General features: G+C 39.4%; 20 protein-coding genes. 10 read left to right on the top strand and 10 right to left on the bottom strand.

What is annotated here, in order from left to right; genetic code table 11:
* Positions 1 to 859 precede the first annotated feature (859 nt).
* The 5 genes from FNH22_RS24370 to FNH22_RS24390 all read left to right on the top strand — a co-directional run bounded on the left by FNH22_RS24370 (position 860) and on the right by FNH22_RS24390 (position 6419).
* Entirely contained in the window at positions 860 to 1483 is a 624-nt protein-coding gene (locus FNH22_RS24370; RefSeq protein ID WP_370513196.1) for a cell division protein, read from the top strand.
* A gap of 797 nt (positions 1484 to 2280) precedes the next feature.
* A complete protein-coding gene (locus tag FNH22_RS24375) occupies positions 2281 to 2679 on the top strand; it encodes a hypothetical protein (RefSeq protein WP_143401117.1) in 399 nt (132 codons plus the stop codon).
* 1195 nt (positions 2680 to 3874) lie between these two features.
* Positions 3875 to 4087, top strand: coding sequence for a hypothetical protein (locus tag FNH22_RS24380; protein WP_143401118.1), 213 nt, complete (start codon positions 3875 to 3877; stop codon positions 4085 to 4087).
* Positions 4084 to 5493, top strand: coding sequence for a hypothetical protein (locus FNH22_RS24385; protein WP_143401119.1), 1410 nt, complete (start codon positions 4084 to 4086; stop codon positions 5491 to 5493). Before FNH22_RS24380 ends, FNH22_RS24385 begins: the two co-directional genes overlap by 4 nt.
* A complete protein-coding gene (locus FNH22_RS24390) occupies positions 5490 to 6419 on the top strand; it encodes a hypothetical protein (protein WP_143401120.1) in 930 nt (309 codons plus the stop codon). Before FNH22_RS24385 ends, FNH22_RS24390 begins: the two co-directional genes overlap by 4 nt.
* A 260-nt stretch (positions 6420 to 6679) precedes the next feature.
* On the opposite strand, the gene FNH22_RS24395 is transcribed toward FNH22_RS24390, so the two are convergent.
* Entirely contained in the window at positions 6680 to 7702 is a 1023-nt protein-coding gene (locus tag FNH22_RS24395) for an OmpH family outer membrane protein (RefSeq protein ID WP_143401121.1), read from the bottom strand.
* Positions 7703 to 8463: 761 nt separating this feature from the next.
* Between FNH22_RS24395 and FNH22_RS24400 the strand changes: the two genes are divergently transcribed.
* Complete coding sequence (locus tag FNH22_RS24400; RefSeq protein ID WP_143401122.1) at positions 8464 to 9333, top strand: DUF2971 domain-containing protein; 870 nt, start codon at positions 8464 to 8466, stop codon at positions 9331 to 9333.
* Between the two features lie 68 nt (positions 9334 to 9401).
* On the opposite strand, the gene FNH22_RS24405 is transcribed toward FNH22_RS24400, so the two are convergent.
* On the bottom strand, positions 9402 to 9608 hold the full coding sequence (locus FNH22_RS24405) for a helix-turn-helix transcriptional regulator (RefSeq protein WP_143401123.1): 207 nt from the start codon (positions 9606 to 9608) through the stop codon (positions 9402 to 9404).
* Between the two features lie 297 nt (positions 9609 to 9905).
* On the opposite strand from FNH22_RS24405, the gene FNH22_RS24410 reads away from it, so the two are divergent.
* Together FNH22_RS24410 and FNH22_RS24415 are read left to right on the top strand one after the other, a co-directional pair.
* The gene (locus tag FNH22_RS24410) at positions 9906 to 10118 is read left to right on the top strand and encodes a SymE family type I addiction module toxin (RefSeq protein WP_143401124.1); all 213 of its coding nucleotides are present in this window, start codon (positions 9906 to 9908) and stop codon (positions 10116 to 10118) included.
* Between the two features lie 45 nt (positions 10119 to 10163).
* Complete coding sequence (locus FNH22_RS24415) at positions 10164 to 10601, top strand: hypothetical protein (protein WP_143401125.1); 438 nt, start codon at positions 10164 to 10166, stop codon at positions 10599 to 10601.
* Positions 10602 to 10621: 20 nt separating this feature from the next.
* Here FNH22_RS24415 and FNH22_RS24420 read toward each other — a convergent pair whose 3' ends face one another.
* Both FNH22_RS24420 and FNH22_RS24425 read right to left on the bottom strand, forming a co-directional pair.
* Positions 10622 to 10816: a hypothetical protein gene (locus FNH22_RS24420; protein ID WP_143401126.1), complete on the bottom strand. Its 195-nt coding sequence runs from the start codon at positions 10814 to 10816 to the stop codon at positions 10622 to 10624.
* 491 nt (positions 10817 to 11307) lie between these two features.
* Positions 11308 to 11943: a hypothetical protein gene (locus FNH22_RS24425; protein ID WP_143401127.1), complete on the bottom strand. Its 636-nt coding sequence runs from the start codon at positions 11941 to 11943 to the stop codon at positions 11308 to 11310.
* Positions 11944 to 12089: 146 nt separating this feature from the next.
* Between FNH22_RS24425 and FNH22_RS24430 the strand changes: the two genes are divergently transcribed.
* On the top strand, positions 12090 to 12299 hold the full coding sequence (locus tag FNH22_RS24430) for a hypothetical protein (RefSeq protein ID WP_143401128.1): 210 nt from the start codon (positions 12090 to 12092) through the stop codon (positions 12297 to 12299).
* Positions 12300 to 12747: 448 nt separating this feature from the next.
* On the opposite strand, the gene FNH22_RS24435 is transcribed toward FNH22_RS24430, so the two are convergent.
* The 4 genes from FNH22_RS24435 to FNH22_RS24450 form a co-directional block, all read right to left on the bottom strand.
* Entirely contained in the window at positions 12748 to 13119 is a 372-nt protein-coding gene (locus tag FNH22_RS24435) for a type II toxin-antitoxin system HigA family antitoxin (RefSeq protein WP_143401129.1), read from the bottom strand.
* Between the two features lie 2 nt (positions 13120 to 13121).
* A complete protein-coding gene (locus tag FNH22_RS24440) occupies positions 13122 to 13418 on the bottom strand; it encodes a type II toxin-antitoxin system HigB family toxin (RefSeq protein WP_143401130.1) in 297 nt (98 codons plus the stop codon).
* A gap of 103 nt (positions 13419 to 13521) precedes the next feature.
* The gene (locus FNH22_RS24445) at positions 13522 to 13704 is read right to left on the bottom strand and encodes a hypothetical protein (protein WP_143401131.1); all 183 of its coding nucleotides are present in this window, start codon (positions 13702 to 13704) and stop codon (positions 13522 to 13524) included.
* Positions 13705 to 14037: 333 nt separating this feature from the next.
* Positions 14038 to 14988 (bottom strand): HEPN domain-containing protein, encoded by a 951-nt coding sequence (locus tag FNH22_RS24450; RefSeq protein WP_143401132.1) that lies wholly within the window; start codon positions 14986 to 14988, stop codon positions 14038 to 14040.
* Positions 14989 to 16255: 1267 nt separating this feature from the next.
* Here FNH22_RS24450 and FNH22_RS24455 point away from each other — a divergent pair.
* Complete coding sequence (locus tag FNH22_RS24455; protein ID WP_143401133.1) at positions 16256 to 17896, top strand: arylsulfatase; 1641 nt, start codon at positions 16256 to 16258, stop codon at positions 17894 to 17896.
* 36 nt (positions 17897 to 17932) lie between these two features.
* Here the strand turns inward: FNH22_RS24455 and FNH22_RS24460 are convergent, their stop codons facing one another.
* On the bottom strand, positions 17933 to 20635 hold the full coding sequence (locus FNH22_RS24460) for an ABC transporter permease (RefSeq protein ID WP_221420346.1): 2703 nt from the start codon (positions 20633 to 20635) through the stop codon (positions 17933 to 17935).
* Entirely contained in the window at positions 20593 to 20928 is a 336-nt protein-coding gene (locus tag FNH22_RS24465; RefSeq protein WP_143401134.1) for a PadR family transcriptional regulator, read from the bottom strand. The genes FNH22_RS24460 and FNH22_RS24465 overlap by 43 nt, the downstream gene beginning before the upstream one ends.
* Positions 20929 to 21054: the final 126 nt, after the last annotated feature.

The raw sequence follows: 21054 nt of genomic DNA on the forward strand, positions 1-21054 counted from the left end.
ATGACCAGGGTGCAGTCCCACAAACGCAAGGACCTCTATCAACTTTTACCCAACAACTGGAAAAATACCCGCTAAGTTAAGATGCCATCACCAAAATCAACAGATGGGTTCTTCGGATGGATACTGAGGAATGGCGTGCGAAACGACCAATAAACTTCATAAAGAGTAGACATAATAAACAAAGTATAAGTGAACCCCCGGCAACCACACCGGGGAAAGCCGAATCACCCGGATGGACTGAGGCAAATGCAAGGGGCCAAGCCGGTTTAAGGTGCGAAGGCAGGAGGGAGGCTAAAAAGGCTTGGATTCATTTCACCCTTGTATTTCCCGAATCAACAGCCGGAACTTTGCTTGATCTCGTGTGGGAGTTCTAATGAAAAAGATCAAGGCTTGTAACTAGGTATGACCAAAAAAGATCCCTCATGAAGGAGGGAACGTGCGAAAACCAAACTCTAGCCAGCAAAACTGGATATGAAAGAAATAGCACCAGCCATGGTACACGCGATAGTGGTACTTTATGGCAAACCGAGGGCGAACGATGGCATAGACATAGCCACCGCCCACACGAAAGCAGAAAATACAATCTGAATCTCTCATAATGCAAGGATTAAAGCCCCCTAAAAAGGGAGCTGAGAGATACATAACTCATACCAAAGCACCCGGATGTGAAAATCCCTAATACCACCCAAAGAGGTGCTACGGACGCTGAATGAACAATGCGGATACCGCACCCCAAAACACCACCAGCCGAGCAAACGAACACGAAACAAATAGCTACAAAACATAATACATAAAGAGTAAAGTGACACCCCGGCAACCGCACCGGGGAAAGCCGGATCACCCGGTTGGACTGAGGCAAATGCAAGGGGCCAAGCCGGTTTACGGCGCGATGGCAGGAGGGAGGCTAAAAAGGCTTGGATTCATTTTACCCTTGTATTTCCCGAACCAACAACCGGAACTTTGCTTTGACCTGTGTGTGGGAATGACAGATAAATGTACTTTTGGAAGCCAAGTGCCAGTCATTGTTCTACATACTGAAATACATGCACCTATTGATCGATGTTTCGATTTATCAAGAAGTATTGATCTACACAAGATTTCTACTGAACATACCAATGAGGAAGCAATTGATGGCGTTACATCTGGTTTGATCAGCTTAAATGAATCTGTGACGTGGAAAGCCAAGCATTTTGGAGTTTATCAGACTCTAACTACACAAATCACTGAATTTGACAATCCTAAATTCTTTGTTGATGAGATGACAAAAGGAGCATTTAATGGCTTTAGGCATGAACACCATTTTAAGACCGTCGAAAATGGCACACTGATGACTGATAGGTTCGATTATCAATCACCTTTAGGAGTTCTTGGCAAACTAGTTGATATGATTGTGTTAAAACAATACATGACTGATCTCTTGATCAAAAGGAACCTGACTATAAAAGAATTTGCCGAATCAGATAAATGGACGCTAGTTTTGTGAATGATACCAACATTATGTTAAATAGAACCTCATGAGCGTAGGGCCGCCAAAATACCGGGCGTGGGTAGGCTTGAGGGCAGATAGTGATTATTTTGGCAAGATTTTTTGCTTACTTTTTTATCGACTGAAAAAAGTAAGAGCCTGCCCGGCTCAAGGGCACTGCGAACACGATTAAAAGACAACTAGCCAGTGAGCACTTCTTGACAGTTCAGCAAAGCAACTCAACAGATCACGGATATCCGCTGCGTTACTTCCGATGACGACCTGTGATTAAGATTATGCTTAAAGAATAAAGCGCAGGCAACAAGTGTTTTAACGGCAAATCGTAAGCCCTGAGAATCGCATATTTAAAGTCAACCCGTACAATCGTACAGAATACTGGAAAATAGAACGTTATGGATTTGACGTTAAATCTCTTGTTGTTCAGGGTTTGCCGCATCACGCCTTAGCGTGACAAAGCGCGTTGGGGAAAAACTTTATATAGCCGTATGGTCAGGGCAAGCTGTGGGGTAAGCCTCGCGCGCTGGCCAGGCGGCTATTTAATATAACAACTAATAAAGAGTAAAGTGACACCCCGGCAACCGCACCGGGGAAAGCCGGATCACCCGGTTGGACTGAGGCAAATGCAAGGGGCCAAGCCGGTTTACGGCGCGATGGCAGGAGGGAGGCTAAAAAGGCTTGGATTCATTTTACCCTTGTATTTCCCGAACCAACAACCGGAACTTTGCTTTGACCTGTGTGTGGGAATATATTTGATTAACGATTACATTTAGCTGCCCGACTAAAGAGTAAAAATTATGAGTACGTTTTTTGATCAAATTGAAGAGCTTAATAGGATTCCCGAATTCAATCTTAAGTATGTTCAGACAGTTCTAAAGCTAATAATCAGCAAAGTATTGGATTTGGATGAGGTTGATGTAGGTGTATTCAATGATGGACACGGGACTTTTGGGTCACTTATAACTTTCACTGTAGATGATTTTGAAACCGTTGTGATTGATCTACGATGTTCTTCAAATAGTTATTATCTCACAATAAATGATAATTCGGAGAATCCAGGAACTGGAACTTTTAGGTACTGTCTATCAGATAATCCTGCTTTGATTGAAACTATACCTGAAGGGTTGAGGGAATTTATGGAAATGGTTGCGTTCGAAAGAGAGGAAACTGTTCTAAGACCAAAAACTTTGCAATAGTAACATTATGTTAAATAGAATCTCCCATAAGCGCAGGCCCGCCAAAATACCGGGCGTGGGTAGGCTGGTGGGTTGATAGTGATTATTTTGGCTAGGGTTTTTGAATACTTTTGGGCCAATGCCAAAAGTATTTGCCTGCCCGGCACGAGGGCACTGCGAACACAATTATAACACAGCTGACCTGTGAGCACTTCTTGACCGTTCAGCAAAGCGACTCAACAGATCCCGGATATCCGCTGTGCTACTTCCGGGATGACGATCTGTGAGTAAGATTATGCTTAAAGAATAAAGCGCAGGTAACAAGTGTCTTAGCGGCAAATCGTAAAGCCATGAGAATCGCGTATTTTGAATCAACCCGTACAATCTACAGAATACTGGAAAATAGAACGCTAAGCATTTGACGATAAATCTCTTGTTCAGGGTTGGCCCATCACGCCCAAGCGTGACAAAGCGCGTTGGAAAAAACTTTATATAGCCGTATGGTCAGGGCAAGCTGTGGGGTAAGCCTAGCGCGCTGGCCAGGCGGCTATTTAGACATAACAACAAATTATATAACAGGATTGGACGCAAACTTTATTAGAAGGACAATTGGCTGGACGATCTCGCCAAGCGGAAATGTCAACTTGAAAAACGAAACCTTTATTTAACATAATATCGAATTATATTTAACAAGTAGCGTTGGCCAATGGGTGAAATCTCTTGAGATGATTTTCGAGAATTATCCCAGCGATACGAAATCTCCTTAACATAAGATCTGTACCGATATACAACTCTACAGCGCACAGGCTGCCCACAGTTATATATCTGATCTTATATTAAATACTCGTTCCTCGTATTACAGAGATTTCTGGATGTTTGTTATATAATGTATTCGTGTTATGTTAAATAGCTTTGGCGCTTTTCGTAGGGTTATTTTTTCCTAACCCGGAGAAAAGCCATGGGTTGGCATAAAGTTTTTGGAGCAAGGGAATTCTGCCAGCAGGAGGGAAGGGCTGAAACACTCTTTTAGCATTTTTGGATTGCGCCGTGGGCTAGAGGGAATGGTAAATGGGTGTGGAAGCTTTGGGCTGATTAGGCCAACTTATTCGATTGATTCACTTCGAAAAATACCCAAGGTTGGGTATGGTGTCAGTTTCAAAAATCCAATACCTTCAGTCATGATTCAATCTAATATTTATTAACTAAACTAATTTTTATGTCTGTTTTTATTGTAATCATTGATAAAACCGAAAACCCATGGAGAGTCCTTGATAAGGATTTTGAAGAATGCCCTACTGATAAAGTATTCTATGATGATATCTATGATATGGATCCTGTTGAAATTCTAAATGAATGTGATCCTGTTGAAATCGAAAGTAACGCAACTGGTGCTGAAAGTCATGGGACACCTATTGAAATTGAGGAATGATGAGAGCATTGGTTATCACAACTTTCCTTCTATTTTTCCTATCAAATTTGGCCGGTCAATCCAAACTAACAAGAAGTTTTAAAAGCATAAAAGATGTTGTGAAGCTTGACACCAGAGCCGATATAGATAGCGTCGTACAAATAGGCCTTTTTTCAGCCCCTAAGGCTTCATCATATAGTGTGGTCTCTACCTCTGTTAAAAAGGGCATTTATGAACTTTCTGAAAAAGGACAGAAAGCATTTATAGAAGCGGCTAATTCAAAAGTAGCCGATGAAAAGAAATTAGTCGAGACATTAGGTAAGACAATAGTTTCAATTCCATCACCTAAACCATTTCATGTTGAAAAAACCAAGTTTATTAAGAAGCTGGAAATAGATGTTCGTGACATGCTTAGAGGCACTAAAAGAGTTGGAAGAATCGAGGAGCTTTATATTAAACTGAAATTGGATGACACTTCAAATATTACGTTTTTAGGATTCAACAATATAGCAACAAAATATGAGGTAGTAGACTTTGGCAAAATCGGCTTAACCAGAAGTCAGAATTTCACGATTAATGCAGGTCTTGAGGTAGCAGGAACTGGTTCTACTTCCAACACAACGACATCCACGGCAGCTAAGAAAACTGTAATTGATGGTGATACAGTTGATATCTCAGATGGAGTGACCGGTGTTGGCACCACTGGCTCTTCAAATACTTCTAATCTTGGTGCCTCCTATGCATTGGGGAGAACTATCACAGAAGAACGTGATGTAAAGCGCAGACGAATTGTACTAAAAGGTACGATAAATAAATATGAGGCTATTATTTATCAAGAAGGGGCTCCCTCTGTTAACCTGAATGATAAAATCAGTATTGAACTTCTATTTGAAACTGTGAATAACGAATCCGAATTCATTTTGAATTTCTCGGGTCTGTACAATTCTGATGGAACCGTAAGAAAGGGAGCAGACACAATTCAGTATAAGATATCCTATGGTTATTTAACTACTCCTACACAAAAAGTCGATTCTATTTCATTAGAGTATGAGTTCATTTATCGTGAAGTCGCGAATAATAAGGGTAAAAAGTCTTTGGGTGAATGGGACGATGAAGTAGTTTTTCTAAAGACAACCAACAGGGATTCAACAAGAACGAAGTATAAGTTCATTTCAAAAGGAGAACTAAAGGCAGATTCATGGAGAATTAAAGATGGCTCAAGTAATTACTTATACGCCAAATACTTTGGAAGGACTTACCAACTGAAGTTTACAAGCTTAAAGGATGCAACCAGTTTTCTTATGTGGTTGTATCAAACGCAGTACACCTCATTTAATGGAACTAGACTTTTGAAAGGAACTAGGAAATCAACAGCATCTCCACTCGTCCCATCAGACATTCCCAACTTCATAGTTAAAAAAGAATGAAACACCTAATTTTCATCGCATTATGCCTTCTAGGTACATTTTCCATTTTAGCTGCTGGTAAGTGTGATGGTTTGAAAATAGTAAATTATGATTCCCCTGATACATTGAAAATTGAAGGTGAAACAATTGTTTTTGAAATCGGATGCCTAGATTCGCTCCTAGAGAAGAATAAAATTGATTTTAAATCAATCCGTCTGTCTATTGGAGAAGTTTCGTTATCTCAAATCATTCCATTTAGATTGAATAATGATGATAAAGACTTATTGAAATTCAATCTCCAACAAAGCAACCTTACAAGAGAAGAGCTAATAGCCCTGTACAAGCTTCCTAGTCAATATTGTAAAAAGGCTTCAAAGAAATTAGCTTGGCTAAAGTCAGAATATCTATCTCTGACAATCGGAAAAGAAAGTCAACTTATTTATCAAACCCCACGAACTCTTGTATTAAACAATCAGAGATACTGGGCATACAGCGTACCAAGAAGTGCAGCTTTCTGGGCAGGCTGCTTAATTATTTTCGGCACGATGTACCTTCTAATTACATTGAATAGTCCACTCTTAAAGGATCCTAAAAGCCGTCTTGCAATTACAAATAGTTCTTTTAGTTTAGGTTTGTCACAGTTTACATTCTGGGTTCTAATCGTAATGGTCTCATTCATATTCCTTAGTACTCAATTTGAGGATGTCAAGGTGCTTAATGAAACGGCAGTGGTATTTCTTACTATTAGCAGCACCACTACAATTGTATCAAGATCCGTTTCTAATAGCCAGATGAAGCAGGATTCATCGCCTAATAAACAAAATACAGTTGATTATAGAACAAGCTTTGGATCCTTCTTCAAAGATATATCTAGCGATGATAATGGAATTAGTATTCATCGCCTTCAGACCATATTTTTCAATATCGCATTCGCCCTCTTTTTTTGAGATCAGTTTATTTTAATTATTCATTCCCAGTTTTTACTACTGAAGAATTTCTACTTCTAGGTGTTAGTAATGGAACATATACTTTTCTCAAAAATTCTGAACAGCAATGAATAAAATTACCTCAAGTTCTTCTTGTACGTATTAAAATCCGATGATATGACGATCTGCCATAGGGGAAGCTTTAAACACATTTCGAACTTGAAAATTAAAGTTTTCCAAAAAGCTATTCCTGAACTGAGTAAGTATTCGTTGGTAAACATTCAATTATAGAAAACCACATCTGAGTTATCACAGAAGTTTAATCCCCATTTAGGTTTCATCAGCTCGATGTGTTCTTGTTTCACTCTCTCAAATGTGGATGCTCCAGAATAAGTATCGATCACTATCCAGTACTTCGGAGAGTCGGCTGACATTGAACTGACAATAAAAATGTCTGTTAGCCATGTCATATGTTGAGAATCCATATAATTACGAAGAAAAGACGAGTATGACTTCAAAATGTCTGATTCCTCGTAACTACAAACAAGGATAATGTTCTCATTTGTAACATCGCGTTCGCCTTTTTTCGTCAATTCATGGATAAGAGCTTTATCGTTATCAGGAATAGTATCGGCTGTTACCTCATCAATTCGCAATAATATTTCTTGAACATAACTTAATTTGAGGCCATAGAACGTGTTTATTTTCTCATCAACTTGAACGATCCTTTTAGATAGAAGATCATTGGTTCTAATCAACGAATCAAATCCTTGAATAACATCATTCCTTTCCATATAATTTGAAAGACTATCTTGGTTCACCTTATTCATGAGATTCCTTTCCAGATCTTGTAAACGAATGTTATTATCATTCATAATAGCTATCATGGAATCTATTCGATTGTTGACTAAACTCAGCTTGGAAGATAGGATTCCGAAACTTGCATTAAATTGTTGATCTAATCGCCTAAATGTTCGCCCCATTTCATCAATGCCATCTGAGTTCTTTTCAATTTGTCCAATTTGCGTTTCACTCAATTCTTCTAAATTCCTCGTTAAATCTTCTTTGACTTTTTGTATTCGTTTTTTCGATTCATCCTGAAAATTCTGCAGATCTTGTTGTGAATCCTTCATTTGATTATCCAAGTAGCTAATTGTTGAATGATACTCGTCCATCAGAACATAACCTATTGCCAGTATCGCTGAAAATGAAACAATGAGAGCAATTGCTAGTATAATAGCATATCTAGAATTTCTTTTCTTGATTTTCAATAATTCTTTATCCGGATAATTTTCTTCGTTCATGATGTGGTTATCTTGTCTGTTTTTATTCCTTTAGCTAGACCAAAACAAGGTGCATTGTTCAACGAAATCTCAGCTTTAACAATGTCCTGTTTTTTAAAATGATATTTGGAAACACTGGTTGCGTTCAGGCAACTCCAACATCGTATGAAGACAACTAGGGAGATCAAAAAAGAGGTGGGTAAGAAGCTAAGAGGAATCAGCTTATAATCTAGACTGCTGAAACTAAACAATACGACTGAGGTTAAGAAACTAATTATCATGAAACAACCTAAAATCTTAATGAGTCTCTTGGTATTATTTTCGACCTCATTGACATATTCGAGATCAAAATCTGATTTAGTTTCGGACATTATAGGATTAATTTGGTAGAATTATTTCATAAAGGTCACCTTTGAAAGTCTTCTTAATTACGAAATTAACTGATCTGATACTACTTAAAAATACCCAAGGTTGGGTATTTATTCATGGGTAAAGATGGCTTGTGCTGTGAGTCAAAGTAAAGAGTTCAGTTAATTTCATTGTGTTATGTTAAATGGCTTAGGAGCTTTTTGCAGGGTTATTTTTTTCTAACCCGGAGAAAAGCCGGGGGTGGGTATAAAGTTTTTGGAGCCGAGGAATTCTACCAACGGGAGGGAAGGGCTGGAACACTCTTTTGGCATTTTTGGATTGTGTGGTGGGTTAGAGAGAATGGCAAATGGGTGTGGGAATATTACGTAATCCTTATTAGTTTTATAAAGTCTAGTAAGAGCATCAAATCGAGTATGGGAATTCACAATATTCCAGATTTATATAGAAGTGATGATATAATTTATCATTACACTAATACTAAGGTTGCCTTATTGCACATTCTGCCAGATAAGACGCTTCGGTTAAGTCCTCGAAATACATCAAATGACCCAATTGAGAATACGGGCTTATTTTATTCTTTCTCGGGTGGAAAGGATGTTGATGGCACTGTATATGAATCTGTCGCATATGAGATTAAAAATGAAGTGAAAAGTGAAGTGGATAGAGCCAAGCAGCTTTGTCTATGCAAAAATCATAAAATGGAGAATGAACAAGGTATCAGATATCTTCCATTTGAAAAGTACGGATTTGCAAAACCTAGAATGTGGGATCAATATGGTGATCATTACCAAGGCGTGTGTTTGGCATTATCAAAGACCGAATTGATTAAATATGCAGACTCTAAGTCTATTATGCCTAGGGACATTGAATATATTACCTATAATGATTTTGAAACTAGGCATCGTTCACTTGACATCACTAGATTAAAATCCATCGGTCGTGACGCTTATCAAAATGAATATGCTGAATTTATAAGAACTAGACTTTGTCAAAAACACAAAGATTATGTAGGAGAAAATGAATTTAGATTCATCTCCTTTGCTAAAGGCTCTTATGAATATATCAATATTCAGAATGCACTAAAAGGCGTTATTATGACAGATTTGGGCTTGAATCGAAAACTATTTCATGCTATGCAAGATGAACTTAGTCCATATGAAGATGTCCATTTCAGTATTATGTCTTTCTCTGAGTCAGGTGTTTCAATTAAAGATACAATCAATCATTTTGAACCAAGTGAGTCTGTAAAGAAAGTCTTTGAAGAATTGCAACGTAACAATTAGAATCCCAATATTATACACTGATGGGGTGTGATAAGTTACCTATCAAAACGCTACGCTCTATCAGGAACCTAACCTCCCGTACTCACCAACAACTCCCTGATATCCACCTCTAAAATCTCCGCCATTCGCCTCAAATCCTTCAAATGAGGCTGAGACTTATTATTGCAAATAGCGGTCATTGCAGTGGTGCTAATGCCCATCTGCTCGGCTAACCATTTCTGCGATTTCCCTTGAATGACGAGTACTTCCTTAACTCTGTTGATTCGATCTTCCATAACGCTATAATACCCGAAAATAGGCATTAAAATGATTGAAAACGCAAGTTTGACTTAGATATTCATAAGCTGTACTTACGTTTATATAAGAAATAATTTAATTTTCTCTTGACTTTATTGAAGTTGAACTTATCTTTGTATAAGATTTACTTCCATAAACAAATTTACTATGCCAAAGTCAATAACACTACCAGCTCACCACCAAGTCAATCAAAAAATGGTGGAAAGGCTATCCAATTTCATCACAGCACTCGAAAAAGAACTAAAAGAAAATATCGAACCTCTAAATTGAAAGTTATGCCCGCACCCAAAAAACAATCAAATAGAAGACCGGAAATCCGAAGTTTGAAAATCCAACCCAAAAGAAGGATTAACAAGTACAGTGAAATAGACGTACCGGAGATCAAACTCTGTGGTAGCTGGTTGGAGAAATTAGGTTTTGTTTATGGTCAAAGAGTACTAATCACAACGATGGATCGACTGTTAGTTATTCGGTTAGAGGAAGAATAGAATGTAAAGTATCAAATTTCTAATTTTAGAGGAAAGACCTAGCAGATGTCAGATATAAGGAAACCAGTTAAACAATTTGTTGAGCAGGAACTAACCAAAGCCAGTTTGGAGGTTTTTAGCAGTGAAAGAGAGAGTAGGGGAGTTGACTTCATTGCAAAGACTCCCTCTAGAAAATACCACGAACTCTTTTTACAACCTATCAATCTGGACTTTACCAGAAGTGTTAAAATACCGAAAGGTGATTTAGGTGAACCAAAAGACAACCTTTGGATTGCGCTGGTATTTGTTATGAAAGAGATCGAGCCTGTTCTGCATCTTATTCCTTCGAAGGTTCTGGAAAACCCTGATAACTACATTTTCTTCAATCATGAGCAAGATGAACGGTTTAGCCACCTTTCGAATTGGGAAATTAAAGTATTCCAGAAAAGTATAGGTGAACTCAGTAAGTATTCGCTAACTAACATGGCCTCAAGGCTTGATTAAGGTATGACCAAAAAAATCCCTCATGAAAGAGGGAGAGAAGAAAAGCCTAACTCAAGCCACAAAAAACGAATGCACAGGCGATGATACCAACCATAACGAACGCTGTAGCTCACCCTGAACGCCAGCCGCTGACGGAAGAGACCATACACCCAGCCCTGCTTCACTTTGAAACGAAACAGGTACTCATCATCAAATAAGAAATTTGTATCTGGCATAATGGTAAGAATTAAAGACCCCTAAAAAGGGAGCTGTGAAACACATAACTCATACCAAAGCACACGAATGTGAAAATCCCTGACACCACCCAAAGAGGCACTACGGACACTGAAAGAACAACGCGGATACCGCACCCCAAAACACCACCAACCAAACAAACGAACACGAAACAAATAAGAACTATACATAATACATAAAGAGTAAAGTGACACCCCGGCAACCGCACCAGGGAAAGCCGAATCACCCGGATGGACTGAGGCAAATGCAAGGGGCCAAGCCGGTTTACGGTGCGGTGGCAGGAGGGAAGCTAAAAAGGCCTGGATTCATTTCACCCTTGTATTTATTCGGAATGTGTATGATTTCCAAAGGCCCTCATGAACCTCGTTCCTCGGTTTCCCGAACCAACAACCGGAACTTTGCTTTGACCTGTGTGTGGGAATTAATATTATCCTCTAAATACCACTTTCGAGAAAATGAAGAGCAATTCACCTTATTTTTTTATTGGGCAATCCATATAGATAAGTCCATCCAAAAAACGGTTAATGATGGTTAGAAATTCATACAAAAAATCTTTGCTGGAAATATGGAAATAGGCAAAACCATAGTACTCTGTAAATTGTATTTTGGGCAGAGAATATATTTTGTCAAATATTTCTTTCTCGGATTTTAGATCCACTTTATTAGTATGATCATGTACAATTTTATGCCTAAGAAATGAGTAATTCAGAATTTTTTTCCAGTCACTTTGAAGATGTCTAAAGTCAATTTGATCATTCTTGCACAAATAGTTTTTATACTTTTGAATATTTCCCTTTCCCTGATTGGGGTTAAGAAGCTGGCATAGAAGACGCATTTTTGTTTCTAAATATGTGAATGACGATATGAAAACAGCGTTATTCATTATTTCCATAGCTGAATTTTTAGCAGCATATTCAAAAGGATCACCCAAATGATGATATTCTTCATCGCCATCATCAAAAATTACCTTGGCACTAGGAGCTTCTTTAATTTCAACTTTGAAATCATATACATGCTGTATAATCATTGAAATGGCTTCAGAATCAATTGAGATTTTTGATATGTCCTGAATATCCCATTCCTTAAATCGTATTTTTCTCAATCCCATTCATAAATTTTATTTCGCGAAATTAACTATTATTAATATAGACAGTTGTATTGAGTGATTTTAACATTATGTTAAATAGCACCCCACGAGCGTAGGCCCGCCAAAATACCGGGCGTGGGGAGGCATGCGGGTAGATAGTGATTATTTTGGCTAGGGTTTTTGAATACTTTTGGGCCAATGCCAAAAGTATTTGCCTGCCCGGCACGAGGGCACTGCAGCCTGTCCCGGACGCGATCCGGGAAACACGATTAAAAGATGGCCAACCAGTGAGCATTTCATTACCGTTCAGCAAAGCGACTCAACAGATCCCGGATATCCGCTACGCTACTTCCGGGATGACGTTTTGGACGTTTTGAAAGTAAGATTATGCTTAGAAGAATAAAGCACAGGCAACAAGTGTTTTAGCGACAAATCGTAAGCCCTGAGAATCGTGTATTTCGAATCAACCCGCACAATCGATCGTACAGAATACGGAAAAATAGAACGCCAGGGATTTGACGATAAATCTCTTGTTTCAGGGTTCGGCCATTCACGCCTTAGCGTGACAAAGCGCGTTGGGAAAAACTTTATATAGCCGTATGGTCAGGGCAAGCTGTGGGGTAAGCCTAGCGCGCTGGCCAGGCGGCTATTTAATATAACAACTAATAGCTTTGGCTTGGGTTGGCATTAATAGTTTAGGGAAGGCCTATTTCATTAATCAGTAGCAATCACATCATTTCTTAGCCTTAACGAGCGCTCTTTTGCCATTATTGGATTGCAGGGCAGGAGTAAGGGAATGTCAAATGTGTGCGGTTAATACAGGTATTATCCCATTTTATACTCCTTGACTAAGACATCAAATGACAAACCCAATTTAGGACCAATTGCTCTTATCACAGGAAGTGTCAGCGGCCTTCGTCTATTTAAAATATTTGAAATAGTCCCTCGGCTTTTCGTTCCAATAAAACTCATTAAGTCTTTTTGATGTAAATCCATTTCAGCCATTCTAATTTTAATTGCTTCTATCGGATCTGGCGCCTCAATCGGGTAATGTTCAGATTCGTACTTATCAATTAATGTAATTAGTATCTCAGCCAAATCATTTTCTGGTGTACCCTTTGGAGCATCAAAAACATTTTCAAGATCTACTAAAGCACGCTTATAATCACTTTCTGTCCTAATTGGCTTTATGTTCATAATTATATAGTTAAAGCATTAATTCGATCATATTCCGAATGAGTGCCTATGAAACGTATCCAACCCCATTGCATTTCATAGTTGAATTTGACAATTAATCGGTATTTGTTTCCGCAGATGTTAAAAACTATTCTGTTATCACCCACAACACTGGCATTTTTGTACTGAGCTTTTACTTCGTTACTATTTTTCCAGTCAGCTTTCATAGCTACTTTGTACCATGTTTTTAGTGTCTCATCACTATCAGGGTGTTTCTCCCAAAACTCTCTTATGATTTTTCTTGAGACAATGTTTGTCATCGAACGTAAAATTAATCCAAATGTTTTCATTTTGAAAACATCAGTAGCATTAATTACAATAATTTTTAATTTTCAATCCTAAAAGCCTATTTAAATAACAGTATTATCCCAACACGAAGTGTTGCATAATGTCCTGCGTTATAGCCTGTCCCGATGTAACGAAGTGGATATCGGGATTACTTAGCTTCGGGTTGGGCGTTGGTCCTGTCCCGGCCGTAGTGCCGGGGTTTAATAGTTGCGTGGTTGGACTTTCTTCCTTTTTAATCTCCTCTTCCTTCCTTAACATACACTGAGCACTCTTTTGACACTCCTAGCTACCAGGAGCCACTGTACCGCAAGTAGGACGTTGGCATTATGGGTGGGAGAGTGGTAAATGTGTGCGGTTTCTAGGGAGTTTTTTGTGATAACTCAAATGAAAGATGGTGGAAAAGTCAATTGACCGAAATTTAAGATGTGTTGGAAGGAGGGGGGCTAAAAAGGCTTGGATTCATTTTACCCTTGTATTTATTTCGGAATGTGTATGATTTCCAAAGGCCCTCATGAACCTCGTTCCTCGGTTTCCCGAACCAACAACCGGAACTTTGCTTTGACCTGTGTGTGGGAATATTAGATTCAAATGTTATTTTAGAATCTCTTTATCGATCATTTTTCTAAAATCTGAAACAGAAATTCCTGAATGATCTATAATGTATTGACTCAAAGCCAAACGAATTAATTTGTATAAATACCAAATGGCTTCTTCGAGGCTAAAAGATTCACCTAAAATCGAAAGATCTTTTTTGGATAGAGAGGCTCCATGAACGAGCTTACTTCTAACTCCATACATTTTTTTCACAAATTCAAAAACAAATTCCCTTTCCGCCGGAATATCAATAAACTTGGCCATTCGAAGAGAAATGCGGTACGAGAGCTCACCTCCTGTATCCCCAAACATGGCTTCAATAGAAATAAATAAATCTATTACTTTATCTTCCAGATTTAACCGACTGAAAGAATAATTAAAGCGATTTAGTGCTATATCTAAGGCTTTATCAGCATTATGTTCAGAGAATCTTTTCCATAGTTTTCTAAGTTTAAATGCGTCCTTCTTAATTAAGTGGTAGGGGTCATGAACGAAGTAATCTTCTCCTGTTTTATAGGTAGTTATGCCAACAGAATTATAATTAGCTGAAGTATCATCGAACCAATAGTTTCTAATATTCCAGATGTCAACACAAGCTAATCTCGTTATTCTGAGAAGAGCTAATAAATCATTTCTCAATTTCGAGGAAATACCATGCATTACGCTTGGTAGTTCTTGAAAGTTGTGCACAACTATATATTCATATTCAAGCAGTTTCTTTACGAGGAAGTATTCATTTTCAACGTTATGAATCCCATAGAGATCTTGTCGTTCATTTAAAGATACTTTCTCTATAGTCGTGTTCTCATTTAATTTGATAGTCTGAAGGTCTGAATTAAAGCCAAGTAAAGGATACTTTGCAATCTTTTTAATGGGTTCGTTTTTCTTATTTCTTAATTTTCGGCTCTTTTCTACTAATGACAAGTACCATTTTTCCGTTTCATCCATGCCCTAAGTTAATTTTTAGAATGGTTAAAATGAATAAGAAGATCACATTATGTTAAATAGAACTCTAATGAGCGTTGGCCCGCCAAAATACCGGGCGTGGGGAGGCTTGCGGGTAGATAGTGATTATTTTGGCTAGGGTTTTTGAATACTTTTGGGCCAATGCCAAAAGTATTTGCCTGCCCGGCACGAGGGCACTGCAGCCTGTCCCGGACGCGATCCGGGAAACACAATTAAAAGACAGCCAACCGGTGAGCACTTCAAAGCCGTTCAGCAAAGCAAGATCCAGTGTTCTAATAAGGAGATTGCTTCTTCGCTCGCACACTCGCTCATCGCAATAACGCCAAGATTCTGCTTAAAGAATAAAGCGCAGGCAACAAGTGTTTCAGCGGCAAATCATAAGCCCTAAGAATCGCGTATTTGAAACTTACCCGTACAATCGTACAGGATACTGAAAAATAGAACGCCAGGGATTTGACGATAAATCTCTTGTTTCAGGGTTTGGCCCATCACGCCACAAGCGTGACAAAGCGCGTTGGGAAAAAACTTTATATAGCCGTAGGGTCAGGGCAAGCTGTGGGGTAAGCCTCGCGCGCTGGCCAGGCGGCTATTTAGACATAACAACAAATTATATAACAGTCTGATTATTAATGAATTAAATATAATTAAGGAAACCTTTTTGGCAAACGATCTTGCTAAACGGAAATGTCAACTTGAAAGATGAAACCTTTATTAATATAATATTATTATGTAATCAAATTAGGTTCCGCGCGGTGGAGAATTTGCTAGGGCTGGCTGTTAGGATATCGTTCGCCCTCTGGATGAAACTTCATCAATGCGAGACCGGAATTTGCTTTAACATAAAATCTTTACCGATATACAACTGCCAACGCACAGGCCCGCCCGAAGTTATATATCTGATTTTATATTAACCATCCGCTGCGCGTCTGGCCGCAAATTCCTAGCGTTTGTTATATAATTTATATTATGTTAAATAGAATTTCCACACCTTCTCTCTACTCCATTAATCAATCTACACCCAAACACCCCTCTCCGCTCAAATCTCTTGCCTCTCAAGCGCTATACAAAACATCCCAAGTCAACACCATGTGTCAGTCAAGTCACATTTTATTGTCGCTAAAGAGTTATTCCCCATCAATATTTAACCCAAAACTATCCTGAAAATTTATGGAAGAGAAAATACAACTCTTGCTTTCAAGTGCTTTATTGAATAGCATTACGACAGTCATACCATAAAACTAATACCTCAATGAAAAGTACTGGGATCTATAAAAACTATACTACCTTACTTCTATTCGTCACGGGAATATTAACACTTCCTCTCACCGATACCTTTTCCCAGGCAAAACAAACTGAGAACTTACCAAATGTCATAGTTATTTTAGCAGATGACATCGGCTACGGTGATCTGGGGTCTTATGGTGGTCTTATACCCACACCTAACATTGATCAGCTGGCCAATGAAGGCATGCGATTTACAGATGCCCACTCTCCCGCTGCCCTTTGTGCCCCCTCTCGCTTCAGTATGCTCACGGGCAGTTATCCTTACCGATCACATAAAGCTGGCGGTGCATGGAATACAAATACTCCTTCAATATTCAGCGACTTAAACAACCACACCAAGGTTGGTCATCATATAACCGTAGCAGAAGTTATGCAGCAAGCCGGGTATAGAACGGCCTTTTTTGGCAAGTCACACTTGGGTGGAGACATCCGGGATAAAAATGGAGAAATTATCAGACAACAAGATAATATCCATCTCATGGATTTCAGCAAAGGGGTTCACAATTCAATCAATGAATACGGTTTTGATTACTCGTATTCCTTACCCAGCGGCATTCAACATGCGCCATTTGCCTTTTTCGAAAATGGGATTTATACACCTTTCGATCCGACCAGACCCGCTGACAATCGTAGCACTAAAATGTGGGCAAACGGCCGATACGAAATGGGGAAAAACGGTATATCTGAAATTGTTGAACATCCAAAAGAAACAGGCATTGGTGACGTAGACTATAATTCCAGCCAAACAGGCATCATGCTGGTGAATAAAGCTTTCAATTTCATCGACAATCACTTAGCCAAAAACAGAATTGAACAACAAGACCGGCCATTTCTGCTTTACTTTGCATCTCAAGCCATCCATGTTCCTCACACCCCGCCAAAAGATTTTGATGGAGACCCCACAGAACTGGATGATCCCGTGGAAGATATGACTGGCGGAAGCACAAGTGATGTTGTTTATGAATTAGATGTGCAGGTAGGTAAGTTATTGAAAAAGCTGAAAGAAGAAGGGTTATCAGAAAATACCATTGTTATCTTTACCAGCGACAACGGAGCGCTATGGCCAAAGGTCTGTGATTATGGCGTTGAAGGCCATGATAATAATGGCCCGTTAACAGGCTATAAAGCTTCAATATATGAAGGAGGTCATCGTGTACCTTTTATTGTCAAATGGCCGGGGACTGTTAAACCATTATCCGTTTCCCATGAACCGATACTGATCCATGATTGGGTGGCTACTATATATGAATTGACTGAGCAAAATATGGCGGAAGATCAAGCGATGGATTGTACCTCACTCATGCCACTACTAACAGGAAGGCATAAGAAAGATACACCGTTGCATCCTTTTTTACTCTACCAGGCTGGCCATTCCAAAGATGGTGCCATAAGGGAAGGAAGCTGGGTATTGACTGTTGACAGGAATAACAAAGCCACAGAGTTGTACAACCTGGACCATGACCTGCAGCAGGAAAAAAACCTCATTGATGATCCTGTTCATCAGGAGATGATAAAGCGTCTGCATGAAAAATTCCTGGAATACAACGACCATAACGATAAAACCAGAGAGCCAAGAACTACCCGGGCATATCGTGTAACCCCTTAAAAACCTCCTTTCACCTCACCCTCTGTGAGAACAGTATTACTCACTCCTCAAAGTATCCACCGGATTGGAAACAGCCGCCTTCATAATTTCAGCCCCCACTGTCATAATAGCAAACACCAACGCGAGTAACCCACCGATAATAAATGTCAACGGCTGCATAGTGGTTTTATAAGGAAAAGCTTCCAGCCACTCTTGCATACCATAATAACTCACCGGCGCAGCCAATGCGATCCCTATGATCACAAGTATGGCAAATCGCTTTGTGAACATGTACATAACACTATTCACCGACGCTCCCAACACCTTACGAATACCGATCTCTTTAGTGCTTTGTTCAATGGTGAACGAAGATAAACCATAGAGTCCCAGCATAGCGATGAAGATGGCAAGCCCTGAAAAATATGTGATGAGCTCTCCCAGTTTTTCCTCCGCCTGGTACTGTTCATTGAAGCGTTCTCCAATGGTGTAATAGTCAAACAAATATCCGGGACGTAAATGGGTCCATTCTTCTTCCAGGTAGCTCAGCGTTTGTTGTTCATAGCCTTCCTTTACTTTAACGATAATGTTATTACCTCTGCCCTGCGTAACTACAAATACTATAGGAGCAATATTCTGGTGTAGCGATTCAAAGTGAAAATTATCTGTCACACCTATTACATATCCTTTACGGCCTCCATAATTAAACTTTTTACCTATCGCCTCTTCCGGTGTTCGCCAACCCAGCCCATCTACCGCTGCTTTATTCAAAATAAACGCTTCACTCGAATCACTGGAGAGCTCAGGATCAAAATTCCTTCCTGCCAAAAACTGTACGCTTAGTGTATTCAAGTAGTTATGGTCTACATGAACATCGGCTATTCTAAAGCCTATTTGTTTCATTTCACCGTCCACCTCAGCGGTCCCTCCCTGTGAATCCAGTAACCTTCCCGAAGGCACCCGACTTGTAAGTGTGACCTCTGCAATACCCGGTTGCTTGGCCAGGCGATCTTTAACTACCTGGAAGTTATTATATATTTCGTCATTGGATGGTAGCACCACCATGTTCTCTTTATCAAACCCTAGCGCTTTGGTCTTCATATAGTCGATCTGATCTCCTATTATTCCTACCCCGATGATCAAACAGATCGATATAAAAAACTGAAATACGACAAGTGCGGATCGCAGATTTACTTTTTTGCCTGCTCCTGTCAGTTTGCTTCCTTTCAGCACTTTAGCAGGTTGAAAAGCCGACAGAAAAAATGCGGGATAACTACCCGCTATCAGCCCTACTATCAGGGTCACTGCTAACACCAACATGGCTAAGAAAGACAGATCCATCGTTTGTAATACCAACTCTTTATCAGCGAAATTATTAAACCAAGGCAATACCATGATTACCAATCCAATAGCTAGCAGTGATGAAATTAAAGCTACAAGTATGGATTCTGCTACAAACTGCCAGATCAATGATGAGCGGTTAGCCCCCATTACTTTCCTCACCCCCACCTCTTTAGCTCTTTTCATAGACCGGGCAGTGGACAAGTTCATAAAATTGATACAGGCTATGACGAGTATAAACAAGGCTATGATGATATAGGCGTAGATATATTTTATGTCACCATTGGCCTCAATTTCCGAATCGAGGTGAGAATGCAAATGAATATCGGCCAAAGGCATTAAGTGCAATTTGTTGGTGGTGGAAGCCGGCTGCCCATTACTGTTTTCTCCCAGGTGTTTATCTATAAAGCCAGGGAGCTGCGTTTCAAAATTAGTCACATTGTACCCTTCAGGAAACAACAGGAATGTAGAGTAGTTATTACTTCCCCAACGGCGCATCATTACTTCACGCCCCATAAAGTTTTCCACCGTCACGAATGACGCCAGCATATCATACCTGAAATGAGAGTTTTGAGGTGTGTCCTCGATGATGCCGGTGATTTTCATTTCTTGTGACATACCAAAGTTGTTGTAAGTGATCATCTTTCCCAATGGATCCTCTTCTTCGAAATATTTACGCGCTGAACTTTCGGAGAGAACAATAGTATTAGGTTCTGTTAAAGCCGTTTTTCGATCTCCCTTTAACAGCTTCCACGAGAAAATTTCAAATACATTCCCTTCTGCAAAGAATAACCGCTCCTCTTCAAACTTTTTATCACCATTTTGCATCAGAGGACCACCTCCTGTCAGAAGCCGTACGACCTGTTCAACTTCACCTTCAAAATCGTTTGCTATCAAGGGGCCAAAAGGAGGAGCTACATGCCCCAGGTGAAGGTTTGATTCACCATTCTCGTTTAACCATTCACGTGACAAGCGATATATCCTGTCTGATTTTTCATGATATCGGTCGTAGCTCAGTTCATGATGAATATAAATGGAAATAAGAATGGTAGCAGCCATACCTATAGCAAGCCCCAGTATGTTGATGAAAGAATACATCTTTTGGGTCAGCATGGTGCGAATGGCTATTTTGAAGTAATTAGAAATCATGTCTATGTTGTTTGAGTTTATCGTATGGTTTTTGACTTTTCTTATGACCGAAGGACGCAACATAAGTATCACTTCCTTCCTGTAGAGATTGCATGCCTTTTTTGTGCCGTAAATTTTAATGTTTTTATAGTATGACTCTTCCAGGTCCCCCTGTAGTTCTTCATAGTACTCATCGGCACAAAACCACGCAAAGTATTTCGTTAATAGCTCAGGAGGCCCGTTACGTTGCTTCATATAGTAATATTCAGGGCCCAGCCGGGTACTTTCTGCCATAGTTGCTGCCGTAGCAGTCTTACTTCACGTAACGTATCTTTTCCAAGGTTAGTGACCAGGTACAGCCGCTTCCTTCTTCCGCCACGTTCGCGGGTAGCTTCACCCATTTTAGAAGTTAAAAAACCCTTTTCCACCAGACGTGTCAGTGCAGTATGTAACGCTCCCCTACTGATGACACGTTTCATTTCATGCTGGATCTCTTCCTGGATACGTACCCCATAAGCCTCTTCACCAAGAATAAGTACCGATAGTAATACTACCTCTTGAAATTCACCTAAATAAGTACCTTTCATAATTTTGTTCGTAACGTAAAGACTATATCTTTCTTAAATGGATGCATTAAGATAATTATTTATTTGTTTCTTAAATGAAAACTTTAGTAAAAGCTATAACAAAAGATGCTAAAAGGTCATAGATGA

The organism is Fulvivirga sp. M361 (assembly GCF_007097395.1).
Classification (GTDB): Bacteria; Bacteroidota; Bacteroidia; order Cytophagales; family Cyclobacteriaceae; genus Fulvivirga.

Coding starts and splice junctions, on each gene's coding strand:
- FNH22_RS24370 (WP_370513196.1), top strand. CDS start 860: ATGCAAGGGGCCAAGCCGGTTTACGGCGCGATGGCAGGAGGGAGGCTA.
- FNH22_RS24375 (WP_143401117.1), top strand. CDS start 2,281: ATGAGTACGTTTTTTGATCAAATTGAAGAGCTTAATAGGATTCCCGAA.
- FNH22_RS24380 (WP_143401118.1), top strand. CDS start 3,875: ATGTCTGTTTTTATTGTAATCATTGATAAAACCGAAAACCCATGGAGA.
- FNH22_RS24385 (WP_143401119.1), top strand. CDS start 4,084: ATGATGAGAGCATTGGTTATCACAACTTTCCTTCTATTTTTCCTATCA.
- FNH22_RS24390 (WP_143401120.1), top strand. CDS start 5,490: ATGAAACACCTAATTTTCATCGCATTATGCCTTCTAGGTACATTTTCC.
- FNH22_RS24395 (WP_143401121.1), bottom strand. CDS start 7,702: ATGAACGAAGAAAATTATCCGGATAAAGAATTATTGAAAATCAAGAAA.
- FNH22_RS24400 (WP_143401122.1), top strand. CDS start 8,464: ATGGGAATTCACAATATTCCAGATTTATATAGAAGTGATGATATAATT.
- FNH22_RS24405 (WP_143401123.1), bottom strand. CDS start 9,608: ATGGAAGATCGAATCAACAGAGTTAAGGAAGTACTCGTCATTCAAGGG.
- FNH22_RS24410 (WP_143401124.1), top strand. CDS start 9,906: ATGCCCGCACCCAAAAAACAATCAAATAGAAGACCGGAAATCCGAAGT.
- FNH22_RS24415 (WP_143401125.1), top strand. CDS start 10,164: ATGTCAGATATAAGGAAACCAGTTAAACAATTTGTTGAGCAGGAACTA.
- FNH22_RS24420 (WP_143401126.1), bottom strand. CDS start 10,816: ATGCCAGATACAAATTTCTTATTTGATGATGAGTACCTGTTTCGTTTC.
- FNH22_RS24425 (WP_143401127.1), bottom strand. CDS start 11,943: ATGGGATTGAGAAAAATACGATTTAAGGAATGGGATATTCAGGACATA.
- FNH22_RS24435 (WP_143401129.1), bottom strand. CDS start 13,119: ATGAACATAAAGCCAATTAGGACAGAAAGTGATTATAAGCGTGCTTTA.
- FNH22_RS24440 (WP_143401130.1), bottom strand. CDS start 13,418: ATGACAAACATTGTCTCAAGAAAAATCATAAGAGAGTTTTGGGAGAAA.
- FNH22_RS24445 (WP_143401131.1), bottom strand. CDS start 13,704: ATGTTAAGGAAGGAAGAGGAGATTAAAAAGGAAGAAAGTCCAACCACG.
- FNH22_RS24450 (WP_143401132.1), bottom strand. CDS start 14,988: ATGGATGAAACGGAAAAATGGTACTTGTCATTAGTAGAAAAGAGCCGA.
- FNH22_RS24455 (WP_143401133.1), top strand. CDS start 16,256: ATGAAAAGTACTGGGATCTATAAAAACTATACTACCTTACTTCTATTC.
- FNH22_RS24460 (WP_221420346.1), bottom strand. CDS start 20,635: ATGGCAGAAAGTACCCGGCTGGGCCCTGAATATTACTATATGAAGCAA.
- FNH22_RS24465 (WP_143401134.1), bottom strand. CDS start 20,928: ATGAAAGGTACTTATTTAGGTGAATTTCAAGAGGTAGTATTACTATCG.